Source organism: Streptomyces sp. NPDC002643, assembly GCF_053592555.1.
In genome coordinates this window covers 13804-40442 of the sequence record NZ_JBSFVY010000046.1, presented here as the reverse complement: position 1 = coordinate 40442, position 26639 = coordinate 13804, and the positions used below count along the sequence as shown (strand labels likewise).

General features: G+C 70.1%; 19 protein-coding genes. 12 read left to right on the top strand and 7 right to left on the bottom strand.

Annotated elements, in window-relative coordinates:
• Positions 1-19 precede the first annotated feature (19 nt).
• The 3 genes from ACWD4G_RS40880 to ACWD4G_RS40870 are packed head-to-tail and all read left to right on the top strand — an operon-like array spanning position 20 to position 2984.
• Complete coding sequence (locus tag ACWD4G_RS40880) at positions 20-439, top strand: hypothetical protein (RefSeq protein ID WP_451302946.1); 420 nt, start codon at positions 20-22, stop codon at positions 437-439.
• On the top strand, positions 436-2778 hold the full coding sequence (locus ACWD4G_RS40875; protein ID WP_451302944.1) for a tetratricopeptide repeat protein: 2343 nt from the start codon (positions 436-438) through the stop codon (positions 2776-2778). Before ACWD4G_RS40880 ends, ACWD4G_RS40875 begins: the two co-directional genes overlap by 4 nt.
• Positions 2703-2984: a DUF397 domain-containing protein gene (locus ACWD4G_RS40870; protein WP_451302942.1), complete on the top strand. Its 282-nt coding sequence runs from the start codon at positions 2703-2705 to the stop codon at positions 2982-2984. The genes ACWD4G_RS40875 and ACWD4G_RS40870 overlap by 76 nt, the downstream gene beginning before the upstream one ends.
• Positions 2985-3046: 62 nt before the next feature.
• Here the strand turns inward: ACWD4G_RS40870 and ACWD4G_RS40865 are convergent, their stop codons facing one another.
• Together ACWD4G_RS40865 and ACWD4G_RS40860 are read right to left on the bottom strand one after the other, a co-directional pair.
• On the bottom strand, positions 3047-3517 hold the full coding sequence (locus ACWD4G_RS40865; RefSeq protein ID WP_451302940.1) for a DUF5615 family PIN-like protein: 471 nt from the start codon (positions 3515-3517) through the stop codon (positions 3047-3049).
• Positions 3514-4158 (bottom strand): DUF433 domain-containing protein, encoded by a 645-nt coding sequence (locus tag ACWD4G_RS40860; RefSeq protein WP_451302938.1) that lies wholly within the window; start codon positions 4156-4158, stop codon positions 3514-3516. The genes ACWD4G_RS40865 and ACWD4G_RS40860 overlap by 4 nt, the downstream gene beginning before the upstream one ends.
• A gap of 167 nt (positions 4159-4325) precedes the next feature.
• Between ACWD4G_RS40860 and ACWD4G_RS40855 the strand changes: the two genes are divergently transcribed.
• The 7 genes from ACWD4G_RS40855 (at position 4326) to aspS (ending at position 17058) form a co-directional block, all read left to right on the top strand.
• Entirely contained in the window at positions 4326-5939 is a 1614-nt protein-coding gene (locus ACWD4G_RS40855) for a TIGR02677 family protein (protein ID WP_451302936.1), read from the top strand.
• Positions 5936-7267: a TIGR02678 family protein gene (locus ACWD4G_RS40850; RefSeq protein WP_451302934.1), complete on the top strand. Its 1332-nt coding sequence runs from the start codon at positions 5936-5938 to the stop codon at positions 7265-7267. The genes ACWD4G_RS40855 and ACWD4G_RS40850 overlap by 4 nt, the downstream gene beginning before the upstream one ends.
• The gene (locus tag ACWD4G_RS40845; protein ID WP_451302932.1) at positions 7264-11511 is read left to right on the top strand and encodes a TIGR02680 family protein; all 4248 of its coding nucleotides are present in this window, start codon (positions 7264-7266) and stop codon (positions 11509-11511) included. Before ACWD4G_RS40850 ends, ACWD4G_RS40845 begins: the two co-directional genes overlap by 4 nt.
• Positions 11508-12782, top strand: coding sequence for a TIGR02679 family protein (locus ACWD4G_RS40840; protein ID WP_451302930.1), 1275 nt, complete (start codon positions 11508-11510; stop codon positions 12780-12782). Before ACWD4G_RS40845 ends, ACWD4G_RS40840 begins: the two co-directional genes overlap by 4 nt.
• A gap of 1020 nt (positions 12783-13802) precedes the next feature.
• Entirely contained in the window at positions 13803-14513 is a 711-nt protein-coding gene (locus ACWD4G_RS40835) for a nucleotidyltransferase domain-containing protein (RefSeq protein ID WP_451302977.1), read from the top strand.
• Positions 14514-14664: 151 nt separating this feature from the next.
• On the top strand, positions 14665-15294 hold the full coding sequence (locus ACWD4G_RS40830) for a hypothetical protein (protein WP_451302928.1): 630 nt from the start codon (positions 14665-14667) through the stop codon (positions 15292-15294).
• Between the two features lie 453 nt (positions 15295-15747).
• Positions 15748-17058, top strand: a complete 1311-nt coding sequence (aspS, locus tag ACWD4G_RS40825; protein WP_451302926.1) for an aspartate--tRNA(Asn) ligase — start codon at positions 15748-15750, stop codon at positions 17056-17058.
• 202 nt (positions 17059-17260) lie between these two features.
• Here aspS and ACWD4G_RS40820 read toward each other — a convergent pair whose 3' ends face one another.
• Together ACWD4G_RS40820 and ACWD4G_RS40815 are read right to left on the bottom strand one after the other, a co-directional pair.
• Positions 17261-18427 carry a cytochrome P450 family protein gene (locus ACWD4G_RS40820; RefSeq protein ID WP_451302924.1) on the bottom strand — a complete coding sequence of 389 codons (1167 nt, stop codon included), beginning with the start codon at positions 18425-18427 and terminating at the stop codon, positions 17261-17263.
• A gap of 128 nt (positions 18428-18555) precedes the next feature.
• Complete coding sequence (locus tag ACWD4G_RS40815) at positions 18556-19446, bottom strand: MAB_1171c family putative transporter (RefSeq protein ID WP_451302922.1); 891 nt, start codon at positions 19444-19446, stop codon at positions 18556-18558.
• Positions 19447-19592: 146 nt separating this feature from the next.
• Here ACWD4G_RS40815 and ACWD4G_RS40810 point away from each other — a divergent pair, with 146 nt between their 5' ends.
• Entirely contained in the window at positions 19593-19790 is a 198-nt protein-coding gene (locus ACWD4G_RS40810; RefSeq protein WP_451302920.1) for a hypothetical protein, read from the top strand.
• 49 nt (positions 19791-19839) lie between these two features.
• Here ACWD4G_RS40810 and ACWD4G_RS40805 read toward each other — a convergent pair whose 3' ends face one another.
• Both ACWD4G_RS40805 and ACWD4G_RS40800 read right to left on the bottom strand, forming a co-directional pair.
• Positions 19840-20367: a regulator component gene (locus ACWD4G_RS40805; RefSeq protein ID WP_451302918.1), complete on the bottom strand. Its 528-nt coding sequence runs from the start codon at positions 20365-20367 to the stop codon at positions 19840-19842.
• Between the two features lie 208 nt (positions 20368-20575).
• Positions 20576-21040, bottom strand: a complete 465-nt coding sequence (locus ACWD4G_RS40800; RefSeq protein WP_451302916.1) for a helix-turn-helix domain-containing protein — start codon at positions 21038-21040, stop codon at positions 20576-20578.
• A gap of 651 nt (positions 21041-21691) precedes the next feature.
• On the opposite strand from ACWD4G_RS40800, the gene ACWD4G_RS40795 reads away from it, so the two are divergent.
• The gene (locus ACWD4G_RS40795; RefSeq protein ID WP_451302914.1) at positions 21692-25813 is read left to right on the top strand and encodes an nSTAND1 domain-containing NTPase; all 4122 of its coding nucleotides are present in this window, start codon (positions 21692-21694) and stop codon (positions 25811-25813) included.
• Between the two features lie 336 nt (positions 25814-26149).
• On the opposite strand, the gene ACWD4G_RS40790 is transcribed toward ACWD4G_RS40795, so the two are convergent.
• Entirely contained in the window at positions 26150-26632 is a 483-nt protein-coding gene (locus ACWD4G_RS40790; RefSeq protein ID WP_451302912.1) for a hypothetical protein, read from the bottom strand.
• Positions 26633-26639 lie beyond the last annotated feature (7 nt).

The window sequence follows — 26639 nt, the reverse complement described above, 5'->3', positions numbered from 1 at the left end:
AGGTACGGGGGAATCGGTCATGGATCCGGAAGCGCTGACGCAGACTGCGGCAGTCACCGTCGTCGCGCTGATGGCCACCGACGCATGGCAGCGGACACGCGAGGGCGTCGTGACACTGTGGCGGCGCGTACGCCCTGCGCAGGCCGACGAGATCGGCATGGCATTGGAGGAGACCCGCGAAGAGATCTTCGCAGCCCGGCGCGAGGGTGACTCTGAGAGTGCCGAGGACCTGGAGCGGGAGTGGCGCCGTAGGCTCAGGCGCCTGTTGGCCGCCGATCCCTCCGTCGCGCAGGACCTTCAGGAAATCCTCGACCAGGCACGTGCCTCGTTGCCCGAGGACGAACGGCCCCCGGTTCCCTCAGTCCAGATGCGTGCACACGCTTCGGGGCATGCGCGGATCTACCAAGCCGGCCGGGACCAGCACATCACCGAACGATGAGCGAACACCCGGAACACCCGGAGGCTCCTCGGTGGAACCACGCCCTGCGCGCCGTCACCGACGGTCACAGTCGTGCGTACCAGGCCGTCGGCAATCAGATCATCGTGGAGTACACGGTCCAGCAGTCCGAACCGCCGCCGCCAGGAACGGCGTTGGGCTGGACGAGCCCCGAGTCGGTCCGTACTCCCCTGGTCGCTCCGCTGAGTTCACCGCTGCGGGACCGACGTGATGTACGAAAGGTGCTCCTCAGAGCCATCGGCGACCCGGCCGGCGCTTCGAACGGACTGCACGTCGTCCACGGCATGGCCGGCAGTGGAAAGACGGCGTTGGCACAGACGGTGTTCGACGAGGTCGTGGCCGGCCATGGGGTCGTCGGGCTGTGGGTCAACGCCACCGACCATTCCTCGTTCCGTTCCGGAATGCTGGCCGTGGCCCACGATCGCGGGGCCACGCAGCAGGAGGTCGACGCCGCACGGGAGGGCCGTCGGCCGGACGCCGATCTCGTCTGGCACTACCTGGACCGGTCGCCCGAGCCGTGGCTACTCGTCCTGGACAGCGCGGATGATCCCGCCGTGTTCCGTCACGGCGCCTGGCTGCGGTCGAGCAGTAACGGCATCGTGCTGGTCACAAGCCGTATCCGGGACGCCGTCGAGTGGCGCCGGGCCGCCAGTCACCCCCTTGATGTTCTCGACGTCTCCGACGCCATCGACGTACTGCGAGATCTCGCGGTCAGCGCGGAGGACACCACCAAGCTGGAGCTGCTGGCGCGGCGGCTGGGCGGCCACCCGCTCGCGCTGTCACTCGCCGCCGCCTATCTCGGCCGACAGCACCTGGAGCCGGTCTCAGTGGACGAATACCTCAAGCGCCTCAATGCCGACCCGTCACTGCTCGATCGCGGGGCAGAGCCCGGGGAGCAGGAACTCCGACGACTGATCACGGGTACCTGGCAGATCTCGCTGGATGCCCTGACCCAGCAGGGCGTTCCCGAGGCGACGACACTGCTCAGGCTGCTGTCGTGCTTCGCCGCTGCACCACTGCCGGTCGGGGTACTCGTACCGGCCGGTCTCGACAGCACGGGACTACGGCATGCCGATCCACCACTCACCGGTGAACGCGCCAATCTCGCACTCGACCGGCTCAAGACCCACTCCCTGGTCTCACTGATCGAAGCGGACGCCGGAACCGAACGGGCCGGCGTCCGCAGCGTGCAGGCACACCCGCTCCTCCTGGAGACGGTCGCCGCCCGCGTTCCGGTCGACCAGCGCGCGCTGTTGCTGGAGTCCGCCGCCGACCTGCTGCGCCGACTTCTGGCGACGGACTCGGATCGCTACGTCGACCCGCACACCCTGCGTCTTTTCACGCCCCACGCCTCGGCCCTGCTGAAGCACGCCGCCACGCACCGCGCCGAGGCGGCAACCGCGTCGGCGCTGGCGGTCGTACGCGATCTGCGCGACCAGTCGTACATGCGTGGCGATTACGCCACGACACACGCGCTCGCCGACGAAGCTGCCCGAGTCACCCAGGACCAGGAGTCCGCGGAAGCACTCACCGACCGACACGAACGCGGCCGGGCGCTGGCCGCCCTGGGTCACTTCGACGAAGCAACCGCGGTGCACCAGGACGTGCTGGAGGCGCGCGAGGCGCTGCTGGGCTCCGAACATCCAGACACGCTCGCCAGCGCCCATGCCCTGGGTATTGCCCTGTACGGGTTGGGTCGTTGGGCCGACGACGAGTCGTCCATGCGCCAGGCGGCCGAAGGGCGGGAACGTGTCCTGGGCACCAGGCATCCGGACACGATCGACAGCCGTGGCCGACTGGCCGAGGCGATCGGGCAGCAGGGGCGCTGGAACGAGGCCCGTCAACTGGCGACCGAGAACCTCGCGGTGAGCGAGCGGGCCCTCGGGGATGACCACCCGCACACCCTGCTGAGCCGCATCGCCCTCGCCTGGGTGCTCGCGGGCATCGGGGAGTGGGAGGAAGCGGCCGTGCACACCCGCGCCACGCTGGCGGGCAGTGAGCGGGTGCTGGGTACAGATCACCCGCGGACGCTGGCCGCGCGGCAGCGCCTGGCGGACGTCCTGTCCCATCTCGGTCAATGGCAGCAGGCGTTGGAGGCCGCGCAGGTGGTACGTGCCGTCCGACGGCGAGTCCTCGGCCCCGAGCATCCCCACACGCTCTCCGTCGAAATCGTGCTGGCCAGGATCCTGCGGGGTAACGGACACACCGTGGAGGCACGGGAGTTGGCTTCACACACGCTGGAAGCGTGCATCCGTGTTCTGGGTACCGATCACCCGGATACGCTGGCGTGTCGTACCGAAGTCGGACGGGAGGAAGACTAGTTGTGAGCGAGCCGATACGGGTGTGGCGTAAGAGCAGCCACAGCGGAGCGGACAACGGGTGCGTGGAAATGCTCACCCCCCCCCCGCTGCACAGAGCCCCTATTCGCGACTCGAAACTTCCGCGAGGACCAGTGATCGACTTCAGGGATCGTTCGTGGGTGTCCTTCGTCCAGGCCATGCAGCAAGGTGAACTGCCAAGATCATGACAATGATCCCGGCAGCAGCAGCTACTGTGCATCGCCGACTGGAACCTTCGCGCACCAAGGCGTCAGGACTCGGTGAACGGAACGTTCCTGGGCCAGTGCTTCGGCGGGGCGATCGCCGGGTCAATGATCTGGAGGCGCTTCTGTCGCGTCGGATCGATCGACGTCAGGGAGACGAGGCGCTGGCCGTCGGCTGCTTCGAGTTCGGACAAGGCATGGGGAAGGGCCGCACGGACGGTGGCGATCACCGTGCCCAGGCCCACCAGGCCACCGTGCTTGTTGTTCTGGCGGTACTCAATGCGATGCAGGCCCGACTGCGCGATGGCCGCCACTTCGAGTGGCCGGCTGAGCTGCTTGGTGTCGTTGGTGATGACGACCTCGACGCCGTCGGCCTTTGCCCTGGCGTACAGCTCGATGTCCTTCGTGCCCGTCCAGCCCTTGAGCTCGTGGACGTGGACGACTTCATGTGCCTTCAGCAAGATGCGCACGATCTCGGTCATCGGGCGGGGCACGTTCTCGTCGAGCAGCAGTTTCAAGCGACGGCCTGCCGGGGCTCGCTGCTGCCGTAGCTGTCGACATACTCGCTGAAGTCGGCGGCGTCACGGGCGGCCTCGGCCGTGACACCTGGGTAAAACTCCCTGATCTGATCCGGCGGGACGCCGTCCCGCACCAGGGCTGCGACATCTGATGCGGGGATCCTGGTGCCTTGGATCACCGGTTCGCCGCCTCGGACCGACTCGTCGACCGCGACGTGCTCCCGAGGGGTGAGCAGCGCGGGAATGCTACGGCCGTCCTTGTAGAAGGGAGCGAGAACATCCACCCTCTGGTGGATGACCACGTTGCCCCCCTTGATCAGGTCCACGGCGTGGTCAGGCTCAGCCAGATAGATGGTGTCCGGGCCCGCGACTAGTTTGTACGAGGAGACGTGCTCCCACTCGCCAAGGTCTTCCCGAAGAGCGTTCAACGCGCGGCGGATCTTCTGCAACGAAGCCTCTTCACGCAGCTGCACAAAGATGCGGAGTGCGACAACGTCACGGAACGAGTAGAGGATCGGCCTCTCGCTGGAGATCTCGGGCACGAGCACGGCGCCCTTGGGCCCGGAGGCTCGGCGCCAGTGGGACAGCTGGCGCAGCGTCGCGCCGGAAAGAGCCGCAGCGAGTTTGGGTTCGTACGACACCGCGCGCCTCCTTCCGCCCCTGTCGATACCGGCCTGAACGTACCCCATTCTCCTGGAAGCCACTCGGCACAGAAGCCGAAGGGACCATTCAGGGGGCCTGGCACACGTCCGTGGCATTTTCGGCCACTCACCGGCGGCGCCCGGATGCCCCGCGTAACCTCACACGCATGGGGGCATCAGCATCCGGCGCAGGTCAGGGCGCCGACGAAGAGGCGCGGCGGCGGCTGGACGCGTACACGTACCTCAGCGCGCGCGAGCGGCTGGAGCATGTCGCGATCATGCGGGTCTTCTGCGGAACACTGCTGGCGGATCTCGCCGTCCCGGACATCATGGCGAAGCTGCACCAGGGCGGTGGTTCCGCTGCGGAACTCGACGCCGACACCCTCACAGTCCGGCTGGAACAGCTGGTGACCTGGGGAAACCTGCTACGCAGCAGCCACACCGTGAAGGCGTCCAGCATCAGCGAGTACCAGCGTTCCCGCTCGCGCTACCAGCTGTCGAAGCTCGGCGAACGCATCCAACGGGACGCCGACGCGGTCCTGGCCGAGGCGGACGCCGCCCGCGAGGTGAGCAACGAGCTGCTGGCTCTGGTCGAGCGCGGTCTGCGGGAGCTGGCCGACCTCGTGACTGCGCCGGGCGGCGTTGAGCCGCAGGACGGGCTGGAGCGGATCAGCACGCTGTTCGTGCAGTTCAGCGAGTTCGCGGACTCCATACGCGACTTCTACGCCTACCTCGGCCAGGTGCTGTCGCGCTACGACCTGGACAGCGCCGAGTACCAGGGCTTCAAGGAGCTGCTCCTGGACTACGTCGAGGCGATCACGGAGGACGTGGTGTTCCGCGCACCCCGGATCTCGGCCGCCCTGGACACCCTGTGGCCACACATCCCAGCTCTGCTGGACCGGTTGGACGCCCATGCCCAGGGGCTCACCGGGCTATCGGCGCAGGGCGAAGACCGCCCGGAGGTCCGGGTGCAGCGCAGCCGGGGCCGTGAGATGGCGGACTGGGAGGGACTGCGCGGCTGGTTCAGCGACACCGACGGCCAGGGCAGCCAGGTCGACCAGTTGCGGGACGCCACGCTGCGCGCGTTGCAGTCGCTGCTCGCCAACGCCAAACGGATGCTGCGATCGGCCACCGGGGAGATGTCCCGGCGCAAGGATCTGCTGCGGCTGGCCCGTTGGTTCGACGAGGCGGCGCCACAGGACGCGCACGACATCGCCGTCGCCGCCTTCGGACTGTACGGAGCCCGCCATCTGGGCATACCTCCGGCCACCGACGAGGTGGTGCCCGCCTACACGAGCTGGTGGACCGGCCCGGTGGTCGAGGTGCCGGTGGCGCTACGGGAGCGGGGCAGCCGCGCCGCGCGGGGCCGGGCCTCCTCGGTGGAGGACCACTCCGCGCAGAAGGAGCGGCTGCGGGAGGCTGCCCGGCAGCGGGCGGCGGCCAGGGCAGCGGCGGCGGACGAACTGCGCAGCGCGTCGGGTCGGTTCGCCGACGTACGGCTCACCTCGGCGGCGCTCGGGCTGCTCCTGGAGCTGCTGGCCACGGCGCTCGGGAACGCCCAGCTCAAGAGAGGCGCCGGGACGGCAGGGTTCGATCTGGACTCGGCGAGCAGCGAGGACGCCGAACTGAGTATCCGGCTCGCCGTGCGACGGACGGCCGGCGCGCGGACGGTGCTGTACTCGGCCGACGGCGACCTGCTCCTGGACGACCTGGAGCTGGACATCGGCCGTATATCCACCGCCGTCGACAGCCAGGCAGAGACGGGGGTGAGCGTGTCATGACCCTTCCCTCCACGCACGACGTGGCCCTGGCCGCCGAACGCCGTACCGCCGCCCGGCTGCTGCTCGCTCACCCCCTGGTCGCGGCCGACGGCCCGCACGCCGACCTCTTCCCGCTGATCCGCAGGCACGCCGACTGGCTGGGCAAACGGTTCCAGCAGGTGCTCGGCTACCGCCTGCTGGTCGACAGCTCCTTCGCCCGGCTGTTCAAGGCGGGGCTGGGGACCGGCACGGGACACCGGCTGGAGCGCTCCACCGGCACCCCCTTCACCCCGCACACGTACGCCTGCCTCGCGCTGGCCCTGTCCGTGCTGGTAACCGCGCCCGAGCAGATGCTGTTGTCGCACCTGGTCGCCGACATCAGGGCCGCTGCCGCCGACGCCGGGATCGAGCTGTCGGAAACGGGCCGGGCAGCCGGGAAGCGGACCCTGGTCGCGGCGCTGCGTCAGCTCGTCGAGTGGGGCGTCCTCATCGAGACCGAGGGCCAGGTGGCCGCGATCGCGCAGGAGGCGGGCGGGGAAGCCCTGATCACGGTGGACCGGGAGCTGGCGCGCGTGGTCGTCGCCGGCCCGCTCGCCCAATCCCGGGACGGCGCCGATCTGGTACGGCAGGCAGCGGACCCGGGATTCAGCGGGCCGCGCACCTACGTGCGCCGGATGCTCGTCGAGACACCCGTCGTCCACCTCGACGAGCTGACTGACGCCGAGCGCGACTGGCTGCGCACCCGGCAGCGCCGGGAGGCCCAGGCGTTCTCCGAGCTGCTGGGCCTGGAGATGGAGATCCGTGCGGAAGGCGTGGCGCTGGTGGACCCCGAGGAGGAGCTGACGGATCTGCACCTGCCTGGCACCGGGACCGTCGCCCAGGCCGCGCTGCTGCTGGTGGAACGGCTCGTGGAACGGCTTCGGCCGCAGGAACCGGGGCATCCGGCGACCGGGGGCACGCTCGTCATCGGCGTGACCGTCCCGGACCACGTCATCAACGAGGTTCTCGCCGAACTCGTCGCCGAGTACGGGCAGCGCAGCAACTGGCAGCGCGGCTACCTGGAGGACCTCCCCGCCCTGCGGGAGGCCGTGCTGGACCTGCTGCTCCGGATGCGGTTGATGGCCCGCGCGGGGCGGCTGCGTGCCGAGGGCGAAGGGCTGCCGGAGGGGTACGTCGAAGAGGCGCCGGAAGGGCGCACGGTGACCGATGTCCATGGCGCACGACCCGGCGGCAACAGCGACGGCTGGGTGCTGCTAGCCGCGGCGGCGCGCTACGCCACCCTCGTGACCGTACGCCCGGCCACCAAGGCAAGCCAAGGTGCCGATGTTCAAGAGGAGTTGCCGCTGTGACCACCGACGCGCGTGGCCTCATCCCGCTCCTCCCGCCTTCCGGCCCCACGACGACCGCCGGCACCCGATTCCGGCTGCACCGGGCAGGCATCCAGAACGTCTGGCAGTACGACGCCCAGGAGTTCTCCTTCGGCGACGGGCGCCTGCTCCTGCGCGGCAAGAACGGCGCGGGCAAGTCCAAGGCCCTGGAGATGTTGCTCCCCTATCTCCTGGACGGCGACTCCCGGGCACTGGACGCGACCGGCACCGGCCGCACCACGCTTCCCTGGTTGATGCTGGACGGGTTCGAGCAGACCAACCGTCTCGGTTACCTGTGGGTGGAGTTCCGGGGCACGACCGACGACGGTGGCCACCGCCACCTGACGCTCGGCGCCGCCATCCGTGCCTCGAAGTCGACGCAGAAGGCGGTGCCGACGTTCTTCGTCACCCCGCTGCGTGTCGGTGAGGACCTGCACCTGGTCGAGGGCGGAAAGCCGTTGCCGGTCGACCGGCTCAAGGAGATCGTCGGCTCCGACAACACAACCGAGCGTGCGGTCACTCACCGCTCCCGGGTAGCCCGAGACCTGTTCGGCATCACCGACGCGACGCGCTACCGCAACCTCACCCAACTCCTCCACCGCCTGCGGCGCCCCACAGTCGGGGACCGCATCGAACACGGGGGCCTGGCCACCCTCCTCAGCGAGACCCTGCCGGGGCTCGACGAGGACGTGGTCGAGAAGGTGGCCCGCAACCTCCACGACCTCGACGCCGTACGGGACGAACTCGGCCGCCTGGAACGCACCGACGCGGCTTTGCGTACCTTCCTCACCAGTTACCGCGGCTACCTGTCCGGAGTGCTGCGCACCTCCGCCCAGCGAGTCAGCCACGAGCTGGGCGTCCTCGTGCAGCGGCGCCGGACTGCCGGAGACGCCGCACAACGAACGAGCGACCTGCGCACACAGGAGGAGGAGTCGGAGGGCCGGCTGGAAACCCTGCGCCAGGAGGAACAGACAGCCAGAACGGATCTCGCCGCCCTGCACGCCAGTCACGCTTACCGCAGCCTGCGCGAACTGTCGGAACGCCGCGGCACGGTAGAGGCGCTGCACACCGCCGCCGTGGCCGCGTTCACCACCCTGCGCAACGCCCACGACGCGGAGGAAAGCACAGCGGAGCGGCTGACCGAAGGTGTCGAGCACCTCGGCGGCCGACTGGCCGAACTGAGCACTGAACACCGTGAGTTGCTGACACAGGCGGAGAAGGCCGGACTTCCCACTGGCCATCTCGGCGAGGCGGTGGCCCTGCCGCCCACGGTCCTCGCCCAGGCCACCGAGGCAGAACTGACGACTCCGGACGGGGAGTCGCACACCGTGAGGCACCGGTCGGTGGCCCACGTGGACACGGCGACAGCACGGGACGGACTGCGGTCCTGGCAAGGCCAGTTGGAGAACGCCGAAGCGGTCGCGAAAAACCGGACCCGGATGGTCCAGGAGGTGACCCGCCTCATCTCACAGGCGGACGAGGCCCGCGCCGGGGCGGCCCAGGCCGATGCCGAGCGGGAACGGCTGGAGGGCCAGGCGGAAGAGGCCGCCGGCCGTCTCGACGTCAGCCGTCAGAAGGTCGCCGAGGAGAGCGGCGCCTACGCCCGCCGTGTCGGCGAGTGGGCGACGGGCACGCGGACCGCGCTGGGCTCCGACTGCCCGCCGCTGGACGCCGTATACGCCGCTGTCGGTCACGAGACCTCCGCCGACGCGCCGTTCGCGGACCACACGCTGCCACCCGACATCGACAGCGAGGCGCGGCGGGCGGCTCAGGCCGCGCTGGAGCCGTACGGCGAGGAACTCACCGGACGCCGGGACGCGCTGGTGCTCAGCGTCGGCCGGATCGGCGAGGAACTCGACCGCCTGGCGGAGCAGAAGCGGGACTGGGAGCAGCGTACGGACCCTGAGCCGCCAGCCACGCTCCATCGCGTCGCAGCAAGGACGCCGGGCAGCGGAGCCCCCTTCTACCGCCTCGTGGACTTCGTGGACGGCCTGGCACCGGCCGACCGGGCCGGTCTGGAAGGGGCGCTGGAAGCGAGCGGAATCCTGGACGCGTGGGTGGGCGCGGACGGCGTTCTTCTCGATCCGAACACCCGGGACACCCTGCTCCAGCCAGGTTCCGCACTGCATGACGGCGACAAACCGACTCTCGCCTCAGCTCTGCGCCCGGCTCCCGAACCGGAGTGCGGCGTGACGACCGAGCGCGTGGAGCGCCTGCTGGCCGCGATCACGCTCGCCCCCGCAGCACAGACCTCTGCTCACAACGCGGTGCACTACGACGGCAGTTGGCGACTGGGCGTCCTCCGCGGCCGACACGACAAGGCCGACACCGAATACGTGGGAGCCGCCGTCCGCGCTGAGACCCGGCGGCGCATCCTCGCCGAGTTGACGGAGCGGATCGCGCGGACGGAACAGCAACTGGCCGACGTCCGCGCCGAACTCGCCATAGCCGATGCCCTGCGTCGGGCACTCACACTCGCGGAACGGGACTTCCCCAGGGCGCGGAGTCTCGCGGACGCCTGGAGCCGGACCGAGTCGGCCGAGAGGGCCCTGCGTGACCTGACCGCCAAGGCGGCACGGGCGGCGCGGCTGGCCGAGGAGGCCCGTGCTCTCGCGGTATCGGCGCGTGCTGAGGCGGACGCCACCGCGACCGCCCACGATCTGCCCGGCGATCCGGACGCCCTGAACCGGGTACGCACCGCACTGGCTGCCCTGCTCAGCGGTGTCGGGCATCTCCGCAGGGCCGTCGGCGGCACGGGCGAGCGGCTCGGCTCGCATGAAACGGATGCCGAACGGTACGGGCGTGCCCGCGAGGATCGTCTGACCGCGGAGGAGGGTTACCGGGTCCACCTCGCCGGACTGCGCACCGCCGAGCAGGACCTGCGCACCCGCGAGGAGGCCATCGGGTCGTCCGAGAAGGAGATCCTCGCCCGCGAACACGAGACCAAGCAGCGCATTACGGACGCCGTCCGCGCCCTTCCGGCGGCACAGCGTGCCCGCGACGACCTCCACGACCTGCGGGTGCGCGCGGAAGAGGACGAGAAGCGCCTGCGGGGGAATCTGGCGGACCAGGAGACGGCGGTCATCGACACGGGTGGCGCTCTGCGCGGGGCTCTCGGCCGACCGGAGGTGGTGCTGGGTGCCGGTCTCGACCGGTCCTCGCTGCCCGAGTACGTGTCGGACGATCCCGGCGCGGACGTCCGCAGCCGCCTGCGCGCGTTGCGAGCCCTCGCCGAGGCTGTGAAGCAGGCCCTCGGCCGCCCGAAGGGCGAGGTGTCGGACAGCGCCCTACTCATCCGGCACACCGCACTGCGCGACCAACTGGCCGGCGGGTTCGACGCGCAACTGGAGGAACGCGACGGGATCAAGGTGTGCCGCCTGCTCGACGACCACGGGTCCCATGACGTCGCGGCCGTGGGTGAGCGGATCGCGGTCCAGGCCGCGGAGGCCCGGGGACGGCTGACCGAACGCGAGCGCGAGGTGTTCCAGCGGTTCCTGACCGGCGAGCTCGGTGACCACCTCTCGACGCAGGTCATCACCGCGGCGAACCTAGTCTCGGCTCTCAACGACACCCTGCGGACCGTGCGCACCTCCCACGGTCTCGGCGTCGAGCTGCTGTGGAAGCTGGACGAAGACGTGGACGCGGACGTCCGGGCAGCCGTGGACCTGCTGCGCAGTCCGTCGAGCCTCCGGACGCGCGAGCAGACCGAGCAGCTCCGCGAAGTGCTGCAACGTCGGATTGAGGACGCCCGTCGTGCCGACCCGTCGGCCGGTTACGCCGCCCATCTGCGGACCGCGCTGGACTACCGCGACTGGTTCCGTTTCCACACCTTCGTGGTCGAGGACGCGGCCCCGGGCCGCCGTAGGAAACTGACCGGCCGGACCGGGCTCAGCCAGGGCGAGCAACGGGTACTCTCCTACCTCGTGCTCTTCGCCGCGGCCGCCGCCCACTTCACCAGCCTCGCCGAATCGGCCCCGCACGCACCCCGGCTGATCCTCCTGGACGACGCCTTCGCCAAGGTCGACGAACCCACCCACGGCCGACTGGGCCGCATACTCGTCGACCTCGATCTCGACTTCGTCCTCACCAGCGAGCGGCTCATGGGCAACTGGCCCGAGGTTCCGTCCCTGCACATCTACGAGTGCCTCCGTGATCCTCATGTCCGAGGCGTGGCCACCCTGCACTACACCTGGAACGGCCGCCACCGGCGTTTGGTGTCCGTGTGAGCGCACTGCCAACCGCGACGCGCGAATGGCTGACGGGCCCTGGTCTCGCCCGGCTCTGGGCGGGCGTACGCAAACGCCTGGAGAGCAACGGCGTACAGGCCACCGGCTCTCTCCGGCTGACGGCGCTGAACCCCCAGGAACGCAACGACCTGTCGCTCCTCCTGGGCAAACCTCTCACCGGTGCCGCCGTGACCGTACGGCTCGACGTACTCGACGCACGGCTGCGCGCCTCGGCCGCCGGACTCGGGCTCCGGCAGACCCTGGAGGAACTCGGCCCGCCCGTCACGGACCGCCGTGCCGCCCGCGCTGACGCGACGGCACGGCGGGAGCAGGTGTGGTCGTCCCTCGCTTCGTCACTGGACGCCTCCCCGCTCGCCGGACAGGAATGGGCCCGGCAGTGGTACGACCTGTTGCGCCGGGCCGGCGTTCCGAGAGGAGTGACGCCCGAAGCAGCGATCTGGACACTCCAGCAGGCGGTCCAAGTCCTCACCTCTCTCCTCGGACCCGAGCGGAGCGGCGCCGCCCTCGGCCGAGGAGAACTCGCCGCCATGGCCACCGGCTCCGCGCACGGCCTGGACGACGGCACATGGCTCGCTCGCCTCGTCCAACGCGGCGTCGCCCTCTCCCAGGGCACCGAGTTCCCGGACGACGCGGCAGGTCGGCGCGCTCTGTGGCGGCTGGTGTCCGTCACTCCGGACGAGGTCTCCAGCACGGTGCTGACCTACGGGCTGCGGCCCGAGGGCGAGGGCTGGCGGGAGCGCGCCCTACGTGAACGGGCCGACCATCGCGCCGAAGCCCACCTCACACCGCGCGACCTGCACTCACTGCGGCTGCGGCTCCCTGCCGGAACACTCATCCACATCTGCGAGAACCCGCACGTGGTGGAGGCAGCGGCGGACGCGGCCTGCGTCCAGCCCCTCGTGTGCACATCCGGCAGCGCCGCCACGGTGGTCTTCACGCTCCTCGACGCCCTCGCCACCGCGGGCTGCCGCTTCGCGTACCACGGCGATTTCGACTGGCCGGGGATCGCTCTGGCCAACCGGGTCATCCGCCGCTACGAAGCCCTGCCGTGGCGCATGGGCACCGCGGACTACGAGCACCTGGCCGCTCGCAGCCAGGCCGAAGGTATCCCTCAACTGGCGCTCGATGGCCAGCCGGTCAGCGCGGACTGGGACCCTGATCTCGCCCCAGCCATGACCGCCCTCGGCGTCGCACTCCACGAGGAGGCAACCCTCGACCTTCTGGTGGACGACCTGTCACACCAGGCGTAGGGGTGTCTGCGCCATGCCGGGCTCTGGGAGCCATCTGGGAGTCGACCCGCTCCCCAAACCCCTTCGACGCCTCCCGAGACCGCGCCACCCCAACGCCCTGAGCAGGCAAAACAGCAAGCCAGCCCGTCGCGATCATGCCCGATCCTCGTTCGGGACGAAGAGGTCGTGGGTTCAAATCCCGCCACCCCGACAGTGAAGTACCAGGTCAGGGGCCTGATCCGCGTCGCGGGTCGGGTCCCTGGCGGGTTTCTGGAGATCGTTCGCGGACCTGTGCGTTCGTGGACTCAGGGTGCTTGTCCTGCCAGCGAGTGTGCAGCCGCCCTTGGCGGTCGACGGAGCCGTATCCCACCTGGACAGAGTCAGGCTGAGGGCGCCGCTCCTGTCGTCACGGAGTTGCGTCGTAGTCGGTCGTTCGGGCAAGAGGCGGCACTCGGCTGTCGATCGTGCGGTTCCTGGCCTCTCCGAAGAGTTTCCTGCGATCGGATTGATCGGCGCCCAGGGATTGCGCCACCGCTTGCGGAGTGGCTCCTCATCCGGTGCATAGGCCCATACACGGCCGGGTGTCGCCCGACGCGAGGACCACGGCATCAGGTCGCTGATCAAGGGAGCGCTCATCCATGGGTCATCTCCTTCCGGAAGGAAGGGGTCGGTGTTTCCCGTTGCGCGGTCATGCGACTCGGGATCGTCGAGGGTCAAGGTGGGCAAGCGCGCGCGACGGCGATCTCCTTCTTCCAGTGTCCCGGGGCCGGGTCGATTTCGTTTGGGTAGCTGTCGCGGTCGACGTGTTTCCAGGTGAGGCTGAAAGCGGTCTGGCCTTTTCTCCGTGCAACCCGTCGGGGACACCGCTGTCGTGGAGGAAGGTCATCCACTGGATTCGGCGCGCTGTCGGCTGCGCGCCGACAGCAGAGAGGGCCCGACCTCATGCTCGCCCAGGAGCCGAATCCTGCCCAGCCCGGCATCCACGCGGTGCCCCGCGAAAACCATGAGGGGCTGGACCACGAGCGGGGACATAGTTGCTGTATGGATGCGATTGACGCTGCGCGTGCCGTTGTTGAGGAACACCATCCTGACGCTCGCGCGGCGTTTCTGGGGGGCAGTGTCATGACGGGCCGTCGTACGGTGACGTCGGATCTCGACATCGTGGTGCTCCTGCGTGGAGACCCGGCCCCGTACCGGGCAAGTTTGCGGCACGAGGACTGGCCGGTGGAGTTGTTCGTGCACACCGAGGCGTCTTGGCATGCGTACGTCGAGCGGGAAGTGCGCAAGCGCCGGTCGCCGCTTCTGTGGATGTGCGCCGACGGGCTGTTGCTCTTCGACACGGACGGGGTCGGTGCGCGCCTCGCCGCTGAGGCCCGGAGGCTGGCTGCGGCCGGGCCTCCCGTCGTGGCGACCGAAGAGATCGAGGACCGCCGCTACGCGATCACCGATCTCCTCGACGATCTCTCGGGCAGTGGCGACCAGGGCGAGCGGCTGTTCATCGCTACCGAACTCGTGCGGCGGACCGGTGAGTTGGCGTTGGCCATGGGTGGATCTTGGGGTGGAGGCGGGAAGTGGCTGGCACGGCGTCTTGAGTCCACGGCGCCGGGGCTCGTCATGCGTCTGCATCATGCCCTTGGTGAGGTGCTGGAGGGGCGGGATGATGCGCTCGTCGTGGTGGTGGACGAGGTACTGGAACGGGCCGGCGGTCGGCTGTGGGACGGTTACCAACGCGGTGGTGTGACACCGTCTTGAGTGGGCACAGCACGCGAGCTGCTACTCGCTGGTCTGGTGACATTGGCTTTTGCAGATGGGGCAAACGCTGTCTCGCCCGGCGCCGTGGGAGGGGTGGGCGGAGCGCGGAAATGGTTCGAGCGAGGTGGTGAGGCGCTGGCACCCTGGGGCGATGTTGTTCAAGCTCACCGGGTCCAGTTGCTCGGGCAAGACGACGCTCGCCTACGCCGCCGTCGACAGGCTCCGGCAGATCGTCGTGCACGACTTCGATGAACTTGATGTGCCGGAGGGTGCCGACCGGAACTGGCGTCATCGCATGACCGAGATGTGGGTGCGACGTGCGCTGGAGTACCAGGATCGCGGCATCGACGTACTACTCACCGGGCAGTCCCCCTTGGGTGAACTTCTCGCCGTGCCCTCCGCCCCGCTGCTGGACGGCATCGCCGTGTGCCTGGTCGATGTCGCCGACGACGTCCGGCGCGTTCGTCTCGCCGAGCGCGACCCTGGCCGGTGGGACGCCCCTGCCGTCGACGCCTTCCTCGGCTGGGCCGCATGGCACCGTAAGCACGCCCTCGACCCCCGTCACCGACCCGACGTCATCATCGACAACAGCTGGCCCGAGATGGTCTGGCACCGCTGGACCGGGTGGCACTCCGACGATCCCCGATGGCGCACTCAACTGCTCGACACCACGGACCAACCCGTCACGAAGTCCGTGGGTCAGGTCGAGCGGTGGATCGCGGAGCGGCGCGAGGCGCATCAGGCCGGCCGACTCGCCCTGAACAACGGTTGGGCCTCGTGATCCGTTCGGACCAAGTCCCGCGTGCGGCTGATCATCGTCGCCCGCTCTCAGGCGCTTGGTGACGCACAGCCATGCTCTGGGCAGGTTCTCCCCTCCATGAATCCATAAATCCATGAATCCACGAATCCACGAATGAGTTTCTTGATTGCCGCCGCAGTCACACGCTCCGTACCCTGCTGGGCAACGCGTCGACGGAGACGAGTAGCCACGGATCACGCGAGCAGAGAGAGCCGCCGGTAGCTGGGAAGGCGGTCTCGCGCCCCGAGGTGAAGACCCTCCTGAGCGCGGGGAGGAACGACCCCGTCTGGTGGTCCAATGCCCCGCCGGTCGGCCCCCGTCACCGGGCCTGAATGAGGCCGCCACTCCGCGGCGGCGAAAGTGCGGTGGTACCGCGAGTTGCCCTTCTCGCCCGCACTCCCAAGGGATCATGACGACGTCCTTCGGAGGACCCGAATGATCCACAGCCGCCTACACGTCTCCGACCTGCGAGAACACGTCGGCCGTACCGTTTCCGTCTGCGGATGGGTGAACACCCTCCGCCTGCAGCGCAAGATGCAGTTCGTCATCGTGCGGGACGGCACCGGCATGGTGCAGGTGACCCACAAGCGTGACGACGGGCCGCTGGAGGCCCAACTCGAAGCCCTCACCCCCGAGTCCGCCGTCCGAATCACCGGCCGCGTCGTCGACGCCGCCCAGGTCAAACTCGGCGGACTGGAGATCGTCCCCGAAGCGGTCGAGGTCCTGAACCGGGCCGCCACGCCGCTGCCGATCGACGAGCACACCGGCCTGGAGCAGCGCATGGACTGGCGCTTCCTGGACGTGCGCCGCCGTCCCGCCACCCAGCTGATGTTCGCCGTGCAGACCACCCTGGAACAGGGCATGCGCGAGTACGCCTACGCGCAGCGCGCCACCGAGATGCACACCCCCAAGCTCATGGGCACCGCCTCGGAGTCCGGCGCGGAGATCTTCGAGGTCGGCTACTTCGGCCGCAGCGCCTACCTGGCGCAGTCGCCGCAGTTCTACAAGCAGATGGCGATCGCGGCCGGCATCGACAAGGTCTTCGAGATCGGGCCGGTCTTCCGCGCCGAACCGTCGTTCACCTCCCGCCACGCCACCGAGTTCACCGGCGTCGACGTGGAGTTGGCCTGGATCGACGGGGTCGAGGACGTGATGGCGTTCGAGGAGCGGATGCTCGCCCACGCGATCGCCAAGGTCGCCGACGCGCACGGCGACGCGATCGCTGAGCACTTCGGCGTCGAGGTCACCGTGCCCACGACGCCCTTTCCCCGCGTCACCATGGCCGACGCACAGGAGATCCTGCGTCAGGGCGGCTGGGACCTGGCAGGGGTGAAGGAAGACCTTGACCCGGAGGGTGAGCGGGGCATCTCCGCTCACATCAAGGAGGCCACCGGGCATGAGTTCGTGTTCATCACGCACTACCCGGTCGGCATCCGGCCCTTCTACCACATGCGGCCGGTGGACGACCCGAGTGTGACGTTGAGCTTCGACCTGCTCTGGAAGGGCCTGGAGGTCACCACCGGCGCGCAGCGCGAGCACCGGTACGACGTGCTGCTGAAGCAGGCAGAAGAGCAGGGCTTGAGCACCGAGCCGATGCAGGACTACCTGAACGCGTTCCGGTACGGATGCCCGCCCCACGGCGGCCTCGGCATGGGCCTCGGCCGGGTGCTGATGGTCATGCTCGGGCTGGACTCCATCCGTGAGGCCACCTTCCTCTTCCGCGGGCCGAACCGGCTCACCCCGTAGCCGGTAGTGGTTGCGGCCCACGACACGGGCGAGCGGTGACAGAGTGACGAGGAGGGGCGAGGAGGGGCGATCGGCAGCATCGTGCTCGGGCGGCGGCCCCTCGCCCGTGGTCTCGCCGACGACCGCGCAGTGTCTGCCGGGATGTCTACCGGAGCGTCTACCGGGGCAGAGGTCGAGGGTCGTTCCCGGGCCCCGTTCGGTGTCACACGGTGAGTGGTAGGGACGTGAGGCCTCGGGTCAGGCGGGTGTGGCGCCAGGTCAGTTCGTTGGGGGGGACGGCCAGGCGGAGGTCGGGGAAGCGGGTGAGGAGGGCGGTGAGGGTGAGTTCGGCTTCGGCTCGGGCCAGGGGGGCTCCTACGCAGCGGTGGATGCCGTGGCCGAAGGCGAGGTGGGCGGTGGCCGCTCGGTCGAGGTCCAGGTGGTCGGGGTCCGGGAAGCGGGCGGGGTCGCGGTTGGCGGCGCCGGGGGCGATGAGGACCGGGACGCCCTCGGGGATCTCGATGCCGCCCAGGGTGAACGCCTCGGTGCTGTAGCGGAACGTGGCGATCCCCACCGGCGCGTCGTAGCGCAGCAACTCGTCCAGCGCGTCGGCGACGAGCCCTGGTTCGGCCCTCAACCGTGCGAGGGCCTCCGGGTGTCGGAGCAGGGCCAGGGCCGCGTTGCCGATGAAGTTGGTGGTGGTCTCGTGGCCTGCCACGAGCAGGAGCACGGCCAGCGAGACCAGTTCGTCCTCGGTCAGCCGGTCCTGGCCGTCGCGTACGGCGATGAGGTCGTCGAGCAGGGTCTCGCCCGGTGCGGCACGCTTGGCGGCCACCAGGTCGGTCATATAGTCGGCGACGGCGTGGGAGGCGGCGTCGATCCGCCCCGGGTCCCCGGCGGCGAACAGTTCGCCCGACCAGGTGTGCACCCGCCCGCGGTCGGCCTCGGGCACACCGAGCAGTTCGCAGATGACGGTGACGGGCAGCGGTACGGCGAGGCTCTCGACGAGGTCGACCCGTCCGTGCTCCGGCCAGGTGTCGAGCAGGTCGTCGACCAGGGCGGCGATACGGGGGCGCAGCCGTGCCACCGCCCCGGTGGTGAACGCCCTGGTCACCAGCGCCCGTAGTCGGGTGTGCTCCGGGGGGTCGCTGGCCAGCATGTTCTGGGAGACGGCCGGGTGGAGGTCCCGCTGCGAGGGACGGCCGGCGAAGAAGCGTGCGGTGTTCTTCGAGAGGCGGGGATCGGTGAAGGCCTCCCGGGCCTCCGCGTACCCGGTGACCAGGTAGCTGGGGCGTCCTGCCGACCCCGTGGGGACCTTCTGGACCGGGGCCGTGTCGCGCAGCCGGGCGTAGGCCGGGTAGGGGTCGGCGAGGAACCTCGGGTCGTGCAAGGGCTCACGGACGGGATCGGACAGAGGGTCAGGCAGGGGATCGGGCACGGGATCGGGCACAGGGTCACGCACGGGATCGGGCACAGGGTCACGCACGGGATCGCGCAGAGAGTCACGCAGGGGGTCGGTCACGCGTTCGGGTCCGTTCCGGAGGGTGCCAGTTCGTCGGTGCCGGTGGTGGCGGTTGTCGTGACAGTGGTGCCGGTGGTGACAGTTGTGTCATTGGTGCCGGTAGTGGCTGTACGTGCGGGATCGGCCTGCGCGTAGGCCCGGGCGACCAGGAGCAGCCATTCGGTCTCTGCTCGGAGGTCGCCCGCCCGGGAAGCGGCGCCGGCGGCCGGCGGGGCGGGTTCCCGGCGCGGTTCGCCCCCGGTCCGCTTCGCGTGGACGGCGGCTCGCAGGATCGCGGCCTCCACGATCGCGTCTCCTTCCGGGGTGCCCGTCAGGCCGCGTGCGGCGACGGCCCGTTCGGCGTTCTCCCGGACGTCCGGGGAGCGGTGGGGGCGCAGGGCGAGGCCGCCGTCGTTGATCTCGATCACCCGGCGGTGGAGGAGGAAGTCGGAGTCGTCCGCCCGGTCCTCGGAGGAGTCGGACGTGGTCAGGACGACCTCGGGGGTCGCGTCGGTGACGTCCTTCCACAAGGGGGCGAGCACGGCGAAGGACCGCGACTCCCATCTGCGGCGCAGGAACTGGCTGAACGGCCAGGCCACCGCCGGCAGCGTGAGGCCCAGGGTGATGAGGAGCACGGCCAGGGCCGGCGCCGTCACGCTGAACACACAGCGGACGGGGCTGAGGGGCGTCGAGCAGCGGGCGCCGTGCGGGAGGAGGCCCAGTTCGAGGCCGATGGAGATCAGACCGAACACCTTGTACGCCGCGTACACCAGGGCGAACAGGCAGCCGACGGCGGTGATACGCAGACCGACGCGCTGGCTTCTGCGCCGGGAGTGGTTGGACTGCTTCCAGGTCTGCAGACAGAAGTCCTTCGCTGTGACACCCAGATACGTGATGTAGATCAGCACATAGAGCGCGTACAGCTGGGGGTGAGTCGCCGGTCAGCCGCTCGGCGGCGAACAGGATCGTCATGCCGGTGACGGAGGCGCCGAGGAAGAGCACCCGCAGCCGGATGCTCCGCCGGGCCTCGTCGGGTTCCAGATTGAGCTGGAGCATGAACGCCAGGACGGAGGTGGCGGCGGCCAGCGTGAACGAGTTGCTGAGCAGTCGGCCGGCGTCGGGGACGACGCTCTCGGCCGCCCTTTCCACGAACGACACATACGAGGCGAACGCGAGGGCGAAGGACACCAGCAGCGCGGCCATCGCCCAGGTGCCGATCGGCCGGTGGCCGCCCCGCCCCCGAATCCAGTAGCCGGCGGCGAGGAGGAGCACGATGGCCACGCCCCCGAACAGTAAGTCGATCATCGGTGCCGACGGCCCTTCCTGGTGGGTTCGGCGAACAGGGCCTCCCAGCGCTCGGCGCCCTTCTCGGGCTCGCTCGGGGGGAGTTCGCGTCCGCGGTAGATGTGCTGCCGGATGACGGTGGCCATCATCTCGGCCTCGCGTTCGTCGTCCGTGGAGTAGCTGGTGCGTCCGTTCATCCGCCGGACGAGGGTGGGGTTGAAGCCGAGGGCGTGCAGGGTGTCGGCGTCCAGCTCCAGGCTGCCGGGGTGGTCGCAGATGATGTGGCTGACCTCGTGCGCGAGTATGTGGTTCTGGTGCAGGGCGGAGGTCCCCTCCTCGTAGAAGAGGAGGTCGGCGTCGGGTGTCTCCAGGCGGATGCCGCAGGGTGCGTCGATCGCGCCGAGTGTCCTCAGGGGCCGGAGGATGATCGGACGGCCCCGTGACTCCGCCACCGCGTCACAGAGGTTCCGGGTGTTGAACCGGTGTGGAAGCCGCAGCGCGTCCACGCGCCTCTCGCACTCGCGACGTAACCGTTCGAGGTCCATGTCCGTCCGGTCCTGACGTTGCTCGGGTCGGCCCCGAAGAGGGCGTGACCCCGTACGGCGTACGGCCGGAGGGCGATCCGGAATCCCCGGCACCGAATCGCTCGAAAGCTTAGGCGAATGCCTGGGCCGCTCCAAGGACGATCTCCGCGCTCCGGCCGAATGGCCGGATCTCGCGTGTGACAGGCCTTGGCGGTGCCCTGGGTGTGCCCTAGTCGTCCAGGTTGAGGGTGTTCGGTTCGTTCGGTTCCGTGTCGCCCGGGAGGCCCTCCAGGATGCGGGCCTGTTCGATCACCGCCGTGACCATCTGGAGGGTCTCCGTGCTCAGACCGTTGGCGCGGAGGGCGACCGTACGGACGTTCTGGTCCCGCATGGCGGCGAGGACGGCGATCTCCGCGCGGGTGCGATGGGCGGCCTCCTCGTCGACGAAGTAGCCGGCGGGTACGCCGAAGAAGTCGGCGAGCGCCTTGATGGTGTGCCGGGTGGGGTTCTTCTTGGCGCCGGTGCGCAACTGCTGGATCGCGCTCGCGGTGAGCCCCCTGCCCTCGCCGCCCGAAGCCTCCCTGATGCCCTCGGCGACCTCGGCGTAGGTGTACGGGCCGCGGTTCTCCGGATGGACCTGTTTGAACAGGTAGTCCAGCAGCTGCGCGAAGGTGGGCGATTCGTCGTCTGTCACGTCCCGTACGTCCTTGTCCTGGCGGTCACTGCGTCCACTCTGGTGCGCGATGAGCACGGAAATCGGAGGCTACGGAACAACTGTAGTTGACGATCGCCCACAACTACGGTGTACGTTTTCCAGGGAGTCACTCACACCAGAGTGTTCCTCCGACGTAGGTGGCCGGGTTCCACGGGGGTGGGCCCGGCCGCCTCATCGTGCTTCCACGAGAGTGTTCCGGCCGCCTGAGTGCTTCGCCGCCACCAGAGTTTTCCGGCCGCCCGTGCGTCTTCGCTTCCGCCTCGTTCGGCACCGGTCCCTCCCCACGTGGGGACCGGTGCCGAACGGCGCGGGGGTGCTCGGCGGGGTCGGGGACCCGGCCGAGACGGTCGGTGGACGGTGAAGAGGTCGAGCGTCGGAGTCGAGGCCGGCCGGAAGCCCTGAAGACGAAGCCCTGAAGACACAGAGCGTCCGCATGCCTGGCGTCGGGGTGAGTGGCGGTGGCCTGCCCTGTTCCGAGCCGCGGCCTCGCCGATGGATGTGATCCTGCCAGGCGTCCACTCCGGCGAGGAGGGTCCGGAGGGCTCCGGACGGCTTAGCCCCAGGTCAGGCATATAAAGTGAGTTTTCCGGTCCGGAAAGCAGAGGTGGGGGAAGCAAAGGAGAGGATGCTTTGAGCCACGAAACTGGGGCTCGCACAGCCTTCGCGGAACGTCTCGCGCTGCTGTACAAGGAAGCCGGCAATCCTCCCCTGAAGAGCGTCTCCGACTCGGTCGTCCGGCTGCAGAGGATCGATGAGCGTGGTCGGCCCGTACGGGTCTCGGCCCAGCGGATCAGCGACTGGCGCCGCGCCCGGAACGTCCCGGCGCACTTCGCCGCGCTCGCCGCCGTACTGCACGTCCTGATCCCCGAGGCCCGTCGGGCGCGGCCCAAGCCGGTGTCCGAGGGGCTGTACGACCTCGCCCAGTGGCAGCGGCTGTGGGAGCGGGCCCTCGCCGACCCGGCCGGGGAGCGGCCCGGCGGTGCCACGGCCCCCGAGGGTGCCTCGGGGGCCGTGGAGGAAGAGGGGCGGGCGTCGGCCGAGGCTCCCGCGCTCGCCGGCGGGGTGTGTCCCTACCGGGGGCTGGCCTCGTACCGGCAGCAGGACGCGCGGTGGTTCTTCGGGCGGGAGCGGAGCACCGAGGCGCTGGTGGACCAGTTGACGGCGGCGGAGGCGACCGGCGGGCTGGTCATGCTCGTGGGCGCCTCCGGGGCGGGCAAGTCGTCGCTCCTCAACGCCGGGCTCGTACCCGCGCTGCGGGACGGCGGGGCGCGTACCGTGCTGCAGCTCGTCCCGGGCGCCGACCCGCTCGCCGAGTTGACCGCCCGCATACCCGAGCTGGGGCACGTCATCGCCGCCGCGTACGAGCCGGGCACCCCGTGGTTCGCCGACGCGGTACGGGAGGGGATCACCGCCTGGGCGAAGCGGACGGCGACGGACACCGGTGGCGACGACACGGCGGAGGGTACGGCCCCCTCCGGCGCCGACGCCCGCGTGGCACCCGATGCCGAGACCCGCGTGACAGCCGATGCCGGTGCCGATCCCGGCCCCGTGGAACCCCCCACCCCCATCCCCACCCCCGTGATCATCGTCGACCAGTTCGAGGAAGCCTTCACGCTCTCCTCCGACGAGGTGGCTCGGCAGGCGTTCATCCAGGTGCTCAGCGCGGCGTGCACGCCCGCGCACGCCGGTGAGCCGGTGCCCGCGCTGGTCGTACTCGGTGTTCGGGCCGACTTCTATGAGCAGTGCCTCGGCTATCCGGAGCTGGCGGACGCGTTGCAGCACCGGCACATGGTGCTGGGGCCGCTGACGACGGCGGAGTTGCGGGAGGCGGTGACCGGGCCCGCCAAGGCGGTGGGGCTGGAGCTGGAGCCGGGGCTCGCGGAGCTGATCGTGCGGGAGGTCAGCGCGGACGGGCCGCGCGGGGCGCACGACGCCGGCGTACTGCCCCTGCTGTCGCACGCCCTGCTGGTCACCTGGCAGCGGCGCAAGGCGGGGCGGCTGACGCTGGCCGGGTACCGGGCGGCCGGCGGTATCCAGGGCGCGGTCGCGGCGACCGCCGAGCGCGCCTGGTCGGGGCTGGACCCGGCGGCCCGTACGGCCGCCCGGTTGCTGCTCCTGCGGCTGGTGCGGCTGGGCGAGGACACCCAGGCGACCCGGCGGCGGGGCACCCGACGGCAGCTGGCCGACGGGTCGACGGACCCCGGCAAGACGGAGGAGTCGCTGGAGGCGCTGGTCCGGGCCCGGCTGGTGACGTTGGACGCGGAGACGGTCGAGATCACCCATGAGGCGCTGCTGCACGCCTGGCCCCGGCTGCGCGGCTGGATCGACGAGGGCCGCAGCGACCATCTGCTGCGCCAGCGGCTGGAGGAGGACGGCCGGGCCTGGGAGGACTCCGACCGCGACTCCTCCCTCCTCTACCGGGGCTCGCGTCTCGAACAGGCGCACACCTGGGCGAAGTCCGCCGGCGACACCGTGCTGACCCGTAACGCGGTGGAGTTCCTGGCGGCCTCGGTACGGCTGCGCAAGCGGAACGTCCGGCTCGCCCGGGGTGCCGTGTCCGCGCTGGTCGTGCTCGCCATGCTGGCCGTCGGCTCGGCGGTGGTGGCCTGGCAGCAGCGCAACGACGCCGTGTTCGAACAGGTGGTCGCCGAGGCCGACCGCGTCCAGGACTCCGATCCGTCGCTCTCGGCCCAGCTGGACCTGGTGGCCCACGACCTCCGCCCCGGCGACGAGGGCACCAACAACCGCCTCGTCTCCATCGTCAACGCGCCCCTCGCCACCCCGCTCCTCGGCCACGGCGGCGCCGTCTACCTCACCACCTTCAGCCCGAACGGCAAGGTCCTGGCCTCCGCCAGCTACGACCGGACCGTGCGGCTGTGGAACGTGGCCGACCCCTCCCACCCCAAGGCCCTCGGCAAGCCCCTCACCGGCCACACCAGCTGGGTGAGCACCGCGATCTTCAGCCCGGACGGCCGCACCCTGGCCAGCGCCGGCGACGACGGAACGATCCGCCTCTGGGACGTACGCGACCCGGCCCGCCCCAAGTCCCTCGGCGAGCCCCTGACCGGCCACGACGGCACGATCTATCTCCTCGCCTACTCCCCCGACGGCAGGACCCTGGCGTCCGTGGCCGAGGACCACACCGTACGGCTGTGGGACATGAGCGACCCGGCGCGGCCGAAGGCCCTGGCCGTGCTCAGGGGACACACGGCCGCCGTGCGTTCCGTGGCCTTCAGCCCCGACGGCCGCACCCTGGCGACCGGCGGCGACGACACCACCGTACGGCTGTGGAACGTGAGCGACCGGCGCGCTCCCGTAGCGCTCGGCGGGCCGCTTCAGGGGCACACGGACACGGTGCACTCGCTGGCCTTCAGCCCGGACGGGCACACGCTCGCCAGCGGCAGTTCGGACAACACCGTACGGCTGTGGAAGGTGACCGATCCCGGGCGGGCGAGCGCCCTCGGGTCGCCGCTGACGGGACACACCGGACCGGTCTGGTCGGTGGCGTTCAGTCCGGACGGGAGTCTGCTGGCCGCCGCGAGCGCGGACAGTACGGCGAGTCTGTGGAACGTGGCCGACCCGGAGTACCCGTCGAAAGTGGGTGAGCCGCTGGCCGGGGCGAGTGGTGAGATGTTCGCGCTCGGGTTCAGCCCGGACGGCCGGACCCTCGCCACCGGCAGCGGCGACAGCAAGGTCCGGCTGTGGTCGGTGCCGACCTCGGACATGATCGGCCGGAAGGGGGCGTTCCGCCCGGATGGCAAGGTGCTCGCCACGGCCGGGAGCGACGGCCGTATCCGGCTGTGGAACGTGGCGGAACCGGGCCGTCCGGTGCCGCTGGGCAAGCCCTTCCTGACCCAGGACGGCGGCAATCGCGCCATGGCCTTCTCCCCCGATGGCAAGACCCTCGCGATCGTGGCCTCCAACCGGGAGCTCCATCTGTGGGACGTCGGCGACCCCGGCCGCCCGGCCGCCCTCCGGTCGCCGGTCGAGCTGCGCACCCGGTACACGGACGCGCTGGCGTTCGGCCCGGACGGCCGCACACTGGCCACCGTTTACGACGACCACACGATCCAGTTGTGGAACGTGAGCGACCCGGCCCATCTCACCCCGTTCGCCCGGCGGCTCACCGGCCACAAGGGGTACGTCCTCCAACTCGACTTCAGCCCCGACGGCCGCACCCTCGTCAGCGGCAGCGCGGACGGCACGATCCGGCTGTGGAATGTCACCGATCCGGGGCACGCCACCCAGCTCGGTGAACCCCTCACCGACCATCACGGCCCCGTCAAGGCGCTCGCCTTCAGCCCGGACGGGCGCACACTGGCCAGCGGGGGCGACGACGACACAGTCCGGCTCTGGGACGTCGACGACCCCGGCCATGTGACCCGGCTGGGCGCCCCGCTCACCGGTCACTCCGAGGCCGTGGTGTCGCTGTCTTACAGCGAGGACGGCCGGACCCTGGCGAGCGGAGGCAATGACAACGCCGTACGGCTGTGGAACGTCGCCGACCCCGCCGACGCCTCCCCCATCGGGCAGTCCATGAGTCCCGACGCCAAGACCGGCAGCTTCCTCTCCTTCAGCCCCGGTGCCCACATGCTGGGGGTTTCCAGCGGCGCGGACACCGTGCGGCTGTGGAATCTCGACGTGGACACGGCGGTCGATCACATCTGTGCGACCACGCGGGGCGTGTTGACCCGGGAGAAGTGGGACGAGTATCTGCCGCGGCTTTCTTATGAGCCGCCTTGTGGGGGGTGAGGTGTGGTGTGAGGCGGGCGGTGAGACGCCTGTGGGTGGGGGCGGCTATGAGTGGCTCGGGAGTGATCCCAATCACAACTTCTCAACACATTCGAACAGTCGGCTCCCTTCGGGGCGGCAGGCTTGTTAGCCTTGGCCATAGCCCGGTCGCTGGTGCATCCCCCGTCGCCAGCGGCCGGGTTTTTCGCTGGGCGCCTAATAGCTCGGGGGCTTCTGTGATTGGGCGGCTGCGACTGCGTCGTGGCTGATCGCGCCCACGCGGCGGTAGCCGCAAATCAACACAGCCCCGCGCCCCTTTTGGGGCTTCGCCCCATCAAGGGGCAGGTTGCGGCCGGTTCAAACATTGCCGTTGGCCGTGGTCAGCCAAAGGGCCAGCCTCCGCAGCGTTGTTTCGTCGAGGGTGTCCACCAAAGTCTCCACCGCTGCTGTGTCTGCCGGGGTCAGGTCGTAGATGCCTGCCTTGCTCAGGCCGGCCATGAGTACTTGTTGGCGGCGGTCCGTCATGCGTTCCGTGAGTTTGTCGGTGGGTGGGGCCGGGGGTGCGGCCTCCTCGGCGGGCGGGGGCGGCGACACCGTGGCCGTCGCCTCCTGGCGTTCCCACCCGGGGCCGTCCACGCCCGGCCTCGGCCCCCACACCGCCACCGTCGGGGCCTCGCCGCGCGCCCGTAGCGTCTGGGTCATCTCGCCCACCGCGTACAGGACGGGGAAGCGGTACGGGGACTCCGCGCCGGGTCGCCAGGTGTCCGACTCGGGGTCGTGGAACATCGCGACCCAGCGCGGCGCACCGGGCGGTCGCGGGCTCGGGGAATGTGTCTGCATGGCGTCC